The 7,279-nt window shown below is 74.2% G+C and carries 6 protein-coding genes; 3 read left to right on the top strand and 3 right to left on the bottom strand.

Features of this window, described 5'->3' with window-relative positions; all coding sequences use genetic code 11:
- Positions 1–4: 4 nt before the first annotated feature.
- Positions 5–1,045 (bottom strand): SDR family oxidoreductase, encoded by a 1,041-nt coding sequence (locus ACFYYN_RS13115; protein ID WP_500545803.1) that lies wholly within the window; start codon positions 1,043–1,045, stop codon positions 5–7.
- A gap of 13 nt (positions 1,046–1,058) precedes the next feature.
- Entirely contained in the window at positions 1,059–1,502 is a 444-nt protein-coding gene (locus ACFYYN_RS13120; protein WP_500545951.1) for a MerR family transcriptional regulator, read from the bottom strand.
- A gap of 218 nt (positions 1,503–1,720) precedes the next feature.
- Here ACFYYN_RS13120 and ACFYYN_RS13125 point away from each other — a divergent pair, with 218 nt between their 5' ends.
- The 3 genes from ACFYYN_RS13125 to ACFYYN_RS13135 are packed head-to-tail and all read left to right on the top strand — an operon-like array spanning position 1,721 to position 6,321.
- Entirely contained in the window at positions 1,721–3,403 is a 1,683-nt protein-coding gene (locus tag ACFYYN_RS13125; protein WP_500545804.1) for an ABC transporter ATP-binding protein, read from the top strand.
- Entirely contained in the window at positions 3,400–5,187 is a 1,788-nt protein-coding gene (locus ACFYYN_RS13130) for an ABC transporter ATP-binding protein (protein WP_500545805.1), read from the top strand. Before ACFYYN_RS13125 ends, ACFYYN_RS13130 begins: the two co-directional genes overlap by 4 nt.
- Before the next feature lie 60 nt (positions 5,188–5,247).
- On the top strand, positions 5,248–6,321 hold the full coding sequence (locus ACFYYN_RS13135) for an iron-siderophore ABC transporter substrate-binding protein (RefSeq protein ID WP_500545806.1): 1,074 nt from the start codon (positions 5,248–5,250) through the stop codon (positions 6,319–6,321).
- 105 nt (positions 6,322–6,426) lie between these two features.
- On the opposite strand, the gene ACFYYN_RS13140 is transcribed toward ACFYYN_RS13135, so the two are convergent.
- Positions 6,427–7,278 (bottom strand): tetratricopeptide repeat protein, encoded by an 852-nt coding sequence (locus tag ACFYYN_RS13140; RefSeq protein WP_500356996.1) that lies wholly within the window; start codon positions 7,276–7,278, stop codon positions 6,427–6,429.
- Between the last annotated feature and the right edge of the window lies 1 nt (position 7,279).

A 7,279-nucleotide genomic window follows, 5' to 3' on the forward strand; every position in this document is an offset into this window, starting at 1 on the left:
GGTGTCAGGCGTCGACCAGTCCCAGCCGGAACAGGCTCCCGGCGGTGTCGAGGACGGTCGTCTCCACGGACCGGGGTTCCCAGCCCAGCACCGCGCGCGCCTTGTCGGTGCGGAGCACCGGCACCCTGCCCAGCTGACCCGCCGCCTCCCGCAGCGCCGGGTCGGTGCGCGCGCCCTCCCGCACCTCCTCGGGGGTGAGTTCCCTGGCCGGCGCCTTCGCGGCGCGCTCGCCAAGCCCCTCCGCCAGGATCCGGGCCATCCCGTACAAGCTCGTCGCCGTGCCGGTGCCGATGAGGAAGCGCTCGCCCGCGGCGGCCGGTTCCGTCATCGCCCGCAGGTGGGCCTGCGCCACGTCACGCACGTCGGCCACGTCGAAGTACTGCGGCGGGACCACCGGCAGGGCCCCCTCCAGCATCGCCTTGACGAGCCCCACCGAGGCGGACAGGTGCCGGTCCAGCACCGGGCCGAAGATCCCGGGCGGATTGATCACGGCCAGTTCGAGCCCGCCTCCCTCGGCGGCCGTGAAGTCCCATGCGGCGCGCTCGGCGACCGCCTTGGACTTGACGTAGGGGGTCAGGTCGTCCCCGGGGTCGGTCCAGTCGCTCTCGTCGTAGGCGCCGCCACCCGTACGGCTGTAGCCGACGGCGGCGAAGGACGAGGTCATCACCACGCGCCGGACGCCGTGGTCACGCGCCGCCCGCAGCACGCGCAGTGCTCCGTCCCGGGCCGGGACGATCACCTCGTCCTCGTGGCGGGGCTGCCGGGCCGGGAAGGGCGACGCCACGTGCAGGACGTGCTCGCAGCCCTTCACCGCCTCCGCCCAGCCCTCGTCCGCACCCAGGTCGGCCACGACGATCTCCAGCCGTCCGGGGTCGGCGCCCGCCCGGGCCGCCGTCGCGCGGACGCCTTCCGCGCGGTCCGGGGACCGGACGGTGGTGCGCACCCGGTGGCCGGCGCGCAGCAGCGCGTCGAGGACGTGCGAGCCGAGGTAGCCGCTGCCGCCCGTCACGAGGACGGGTCCGGAGCCGGGGTTCAGGTCGTACATGGTGTTCTCTTCCCTATCTCAGATCGGGCACCGTGCGCGTGAGTTCGTCCACGGCACGCTGCTCCGCGTCGTCGTCGCCCCGCTCCCGCGCGTCCCACAGGTCGGTCTTGAGCTGCAGGTACCGCAGGCGGACCCGCATCCGCTCGACCTCCTCGGCCACCCGGTCGGCGTTGCGCCGGAACAGGTCGCGCAGTTGCACGGCCCGGTCGGCGTCCGCCTCCCCGTCGAGGTGACGGAGGTAGGCGTGCATGTCGCGCACGCTCATCCCGGTCGCCTTGAGGCAGCTCAGGGCCTCGATCCTCTCCACCGCGGAAGCGCCGTAGCGGCGGTGGCCGCTGCTCTCGTCGCGGGGGACCGGGCCGATGAGGCCGATCTTCTCGTAGTAGCGCAGTGTCGGCTCGGAGAGGCCGCTGCGTCGCGACACCTCCTGGATCGACACCGGCGGGGCGTCTGTCATTGCCACGTCCTCAGTCTTCGGAACCTCAAGCGCTTGAGGTCAAGCGTGGGGTGCGCACGTGGCCGAGGTCACTTCGCCAGGCCCCGGCGCGTCGCCTGCCGCGGGGTCCGGGACGTCTCCCGGGGACCTCACCCCCGAGGGGAACTTAGTGTAGCCTTACCTAAGCTTCAGACAGGGCGCGCTGGTCGCCGTCGGCTGGGTACCGGAGGGGTCGCGGGGTGGGAACGAGGGTGCCGTCGGGGCGGGATGTCCTGCTGAGGACGGTCAAGGGCCGGCGGAAGGACGTCACCGTGGGTGCCGTGCTCGGCGCCGGCCATCAGTTCGGGGAGGCGCTCGTCCCCGTCCTCATCGGCATCGTCATCGACCAGGCCGTGTCCGACGGCGACGGACGTGCGCTCTTCGGCTGGCTCGCGGTGCTGGCCGTCGTGTACGTCGGACTCTCCTTCAGCTTCCGCTTCGGCGCCCGCGCCGGCGAACGCGCCGCCGAACAGGCCGCGCACGCACTGCGGATCACCCTCGTACGGCGGGTCCTCGACCCCCGCGGCGGTGCCGAGCGCGGCCATCTGCCCGGTGAGCTGGCCAACATCGCCACCGAGGACGCCAAGCGGGTCGGCGCCGTCAACATGGCGGTCATGACCGGGATCTCGGCCCTCACCGGACTTCTGGTCAGCGCCGTGGCCCTGCTGCGGATCTCCGTCCTGCTGGGCCTGGTCGTCCTCCTCGGCACACCGCTGCTGCTCTGGCTCGGGCACCTGCTGAGCAAGCCCCTGGAGCGGCGCAGCGAGGCCGAGCAGGAGCGCGCCGCGTACGCCTCCGGGATCGCCGCCGACCTGGTGGCGGGACTGCGGGTGCTCAAGGGGATCGGGGCGCAGAGCGCCGCCGTCGAACGGTACCGGCGCACCAGCCGCGCCTCGCTGGGCGCCACGGTGCGGGCGGCGCGCGCGGAGGCCTGGCAGAGCGGGGTGGTGCTCACCCTGACCGGGGTCTTCATCGCGGTGGTCGCACTGATCGGCGGACGGCTCGCCACGGCGGGCGACATCACGCTGGGTCAGCTCGTCTCGGCGGTCGGCCTGGCGCTGTTCCTCCTGGGGCCGCTGGAGGTCTTCGCCTGGGTCAACGCCGAGTTCGCCCAGGGGCGGGCCTCCGCGGGACGCATCGCGGCCGTGCTCGCCGCGGAGCCCGACGTGCATCCCGGCGACCGCGCCCTGCCGGACCCGGTACGCGGCGGGCTGCGGCTGCGCGGCGTCACCCTCGGCGCCCTGCGCGAGGCCGACCTCGACGTGCGGCCCGGAGAACTGCTCGGCGTCGCCAGCACCGACCCGGCCGCCGCGCAGGCACTGCTCGCCTGCCTCGGCCGCACCACGGACCCGGAGGCCGGCGTCGTCGAACTGGACGGCGTACCCCTGCCGGAGCTCGACCCCGCGCGGCTGCGCACCGTGGTCCTCGTCGCGGCGCACGACGCCGACCTGTTCGAGGGCACGCTCGCCGACAACCTGGGCGGCACCGGGGACGACGACCTCGCGCTGGCCGCCGCCTGCGCGGACGAGGTGGCCCGGGCCCTGCCGCAGGGCACCGGCACCGAGGTCAGCGAGGGCGGCCGCTCGCTCTCCGGCGGCCAGCGCCAGCGCGTCGCGCTCGCCCGCGCCCTCGTCGCCGACCGCCCGGTACTCGTCGTGCACGACCCCACCACGGCGGTCGACGCGGTCACCGAGGCCCGCATCGCCGGCGGACTGCGCGAGCACCGCCGCGGCCGCACCACAGTGCTGGTCACCAACAGCCCGGCCCTGCTGTCCGTCGCCGACCGCGTCGTCCTCCTCGACGGCGGCCGGGTGGCGGCCGACGGCGCGCACGGCGACCTCGTGCACGGCGACGCGACCTACCGGACGGCGGTACTGGCATGACGACGGCATCGGGATCCGCGGCGCGGGAGCTGCTGCCCACGGCGACGCCCGCGCGGACGCGTGCCGCGGTACGGGAACTGCTGCGTCCGCACCGGGCGCTGGCGGTGGGCGGGGCCCTGGTGATGGTGGCGGCCACGACGGTGGGGCTGCTGACGCAGCCCCTGCTGGGGCACATCGTCGACCTGGTGACCGACCGGCGCCCGGCGGGGGCGCTGACACTGCCCGTGGTGCTGCTGGTGCTGGTCGCCGTGGCGCAGGGCGTGGCCACCGCCTCCGGCATGTCGCTGGTGTCACGGCTCGGCGAGACCGTGCTGGCCGAGCTGCGCGAGCGCTTCGTCGAGCGCGCGCTGTCGCTGCCGCTGGAGCGCCTGGAGCGGGCCGGTTCCGGCGACCTCAACTCCCGGGTGACGCGGGACGTGTCACGGGTGGCGGACGCGGTGCGCACCGCGCTGCCGGAACTGGTGCGCTCGGGGCTGTCGATCGTGCTGACGCTGGCCGCCCTCGCGGTGCTGGACTGGCGGTTCCTGCTGGCGGCACTGCTCGCGGTGCCCGTGCAGGCGCACACCGCGCGCTGGTACGTCCGCAACGCCACCCCGCTGTACGCCAAGGAGCGCATCGCCACCGGCGCCCAGCAGCAGCAGCTGCTCGACACCATCGGCGGCGCGGCGACCGTACGGGCCTACCGGGCCGAGGCCGGGCACACCGAGCGGGTCACCGAACGCTCCCGCTCGGCCGTCGACCTGACGCTGCGCGGGGTGCAGCTGGTGCTGCGCTTCTACAGCCGGCTGCACGTGGCCGAGTACACCGGGCTGGCCGCCGTGCTGGTCACCGGTTTCCTGCTGGTGCGCGGCGGCTCCGCGTCGATCGGCACGGCGACGGCGGCGGCCCTGTACTTCCACAGCCTGTTCGGCCCGGTGAACACCGCGCTGGTGCTGCTGGACGACGCACAGTCCGCGACCGCCGCCCTGGCCCGGCTGGTCGGCGTCGTCGACGAGCCGGCGCCCGTCGCCTCCGGAGCCGCGCCGGCCCAGGACGCTCCCGGCGTTCCCGGTGTTCCCGCCGTGACCGTGGAGGGCGTCGGCCACGCCTACGTGCCGGGACGGCCGGTGCTCACTGACGTGGACCTGGTGCTGCGGCCCAAGGAGAGGGTCGCCCTCGTCGGTGCCAGCGGCGCCGGCAAGACCACGCTCGCCAAGATCGTCGTCGGCATCCACCGGCCGTCGTCCGGCCGGGTCGACGTCGGCGGCGGCGAACCCGCGGAGACCGGGCGCACGGTCGCTCTGGTCACGCAGGAGGTGCACGTCTTCTCCGGGCCGCTCTGCGACGACCTGCGCCTGGCCCGACCGGACGCCACCGACGAGGAGCTGCGCGAGGCCCTGGAGCGGGTGGGTGCGCTCGGCTGGGCACAGGCGCTGCCCGAGGGCCTCGACACCGTCGTCGGCGAGGGCGGCCACCGCCTGACCGCCGACCGCTCGCAGCAACTCGCCCTCGCCCGGCTGGTGCTGGCCGATCCGCCGGTCGCCGTCCTCGACGAGGCCACCGCGGAGGCCGGCAGCGCCGGCGCCGGGCGGCTGGAGGAGGCCGCCGAGCGCGCGCTGGATGGCCGTACGGCCCTGGTCGTCGCGCACCGGCTCAGCCAGGCCGCCGCCGCCGACCGGGTGGTGGTGATGGAGGAGGGCCGCATCGCCGAGAGCGGCACCCATGACGAACTGCGCGCCGCCGGGGGGCCGTACGCCGCCCTGTGGCAGGCCTGGTCGGAGCACCGCAGCACCCCCCGGCCGTAGCGGCCGCCGCCGCCCCTGAACCAACCCGTCCAGAACCGAAACGAACAGAAGGATCACCCGATGCCCCGCGCCAACAGAGCCACCCGGTTCGCCGGACTGCTCGCCTCCGTACTGATGCTCGTCGGTGCGGTAGCCGCCTGCAGCTCCTCCGACTCGCCCTCCGACGCGTCGAAGCCGGGCTCCGGCTCCACCAAGGCGTCGGCGGGCAACGCCTTCCCCGTCACGATCGCCCACAAGTACGGCAGCACCACGATCAAGTCCGAGCCCAAACGCGTGGTCACCGTGGGCCTCACCGACCAGGACGCCGTCCTCGCGCTCGGCACCGTCCCGGTCGGCACCACCGAGTGGATCGGCGGCTACAAGGGCGCCTTCGGCCCCTGGGCGCAGGACAAGCTGGGCTCCGCCGCGGCGCCCACGGTCCTGAAGGACACCGGCACCGGGCCGCAGGTCGAGAAGATCGCCGCCCTCAGGCCCGATCTGATCCTCGCCCTGTACTCGGGCCTGACCAAGGCGCAGTACGACACGCTGTCGAAGTTCGCTCCGGTCGTGGCCCAGCCCAAGGAGTTCAACGACTACGGCATCCCGTGGCAGCAGCAGACCGAGACCATCGGCAAGGCGCTCGGCAAGCCCGGGGAGGCCACGAAGCTCGTCGAAGCCGTCGAGGCGAAGTTCGCCGAGGCCAAGAAGGCGCACCCCGAGTTCGCCGGCGCCACCACGGTGATGGCCACCCCGTACGAGGGCACCTTCGTCTACGGCAGCCAGGACGCCCGCTCGCGGCTGCTGGCCGACCTCGGGCTGAAGCTCCCGGCCGACCTGGACAAGGTGATCGGCGACCAATTCGGCGCCAACATCAGCAAGGAGCGGACCGACCTGCTCGACCAGAGCGTCGCGGTGTGGATCGTGCCAGACACCACCACGGCCGTCGCGAAGCTGCACGAGGACAAGCTGTACGCCGACCTGAAGGTCGTGAAGGAAGGCCGCGAGGTCTTCGTCGAGGAGTCCGGCGACTACGGCAACGCGGTGTCCCTGTCGACCGTGCTGAGCATCCCCTACGTGCTCGACCGCCTCGTCCCGCAGCTCGCCGCCGCGGTGGACGGCGACCCGGCCACGAAGGTGGAGCAGCCCGCGTCCTGATCACCCCGCCCCGCGGTGCTCCGTACGCCGCCGGGCCGAGGCCGGGCAACCCGGGGCCGGGGCCCGCTCTGCACGCAGAGCGGGCCCCGGCCCGTGTGCCACGCGCTACCGGGCGTCGGTGTCCGGCACGTCCCCGGCGATACGTTCGAGCAGGTCCCGAGCCTCGGCGGTCCGGCGGTGGTCCGGGCCGAACGTCGCCAGGCACGCATCATGCGCGGTCACGGCCCTGCTGAGGGCTTCGCGTTCACGGCCGAGCCCTTGGAGGGCGGTGGCCAGGGCCAGTTCGACCGCACCGGTCTCCGCTCGGTGCTGCTGCGCGGACATGCCGCGGCGCAGGTCGTCGGCGCGTTCCGCCTCGGCGAGTGCCTCTTCGTGACGGGCCTGGGCGTTGAGGCTGCGGGCCAGGCCGAGTCGCAGGACCAGAGCGAACCGGTCATGCTCCGGATGGGCCGCGAGGGCGTCGCGGACGAGGGCCTCCGCTTCCGCGTGACGGCCCTGCGCGGTGAGCGCGAAGACCAGTCCGTTGCGTGCGGCCGCCGCCGTGTTCAGCATGTCCGGGCCGGTGCCGCGGGCCGCTACCCCTACGACGGCCCGGCATTCCGCCTCGCATTCGGCGTGCCGGCCGAGCGCGCTGAGTGCCTGCGCGCGATCCGAACGCAGCTTCAGGGTCAGCATGTGCTCGGCGCCGAAGGTCCTTCCGAACACGGGCAGCAGTTCGTCGTACGCGGTGACGGCCTCGGCGTGACGGCCCTGGGCCCCCACCGCCAGGGCGGCGAAGCTCAGGGCCAGCGGTGCGTACGGGGTGCCGCGCTGCCCGGTCCAGGCAGCCGCCACGGCACGGGCCTCGGTCTCCGCCTCGGCGTAACGCCCCGCCGTGTAGAGCGCGATGACCTCGTCCACGGGGGAACTCGTGGGCCGATCCGCCTCGTGTCGGCCGCGCGGCCGGAAGAGTCTCATG

The sequence above is a fragment of the Streptomyces sp. NPDC001902 genome, assembly GCF_042891295.1.
Lineage (GTDB): Bacteria > Actinomycetota > Actinomycetes > Streptomycetales > Streptomycetaceae > Actinacidiphila.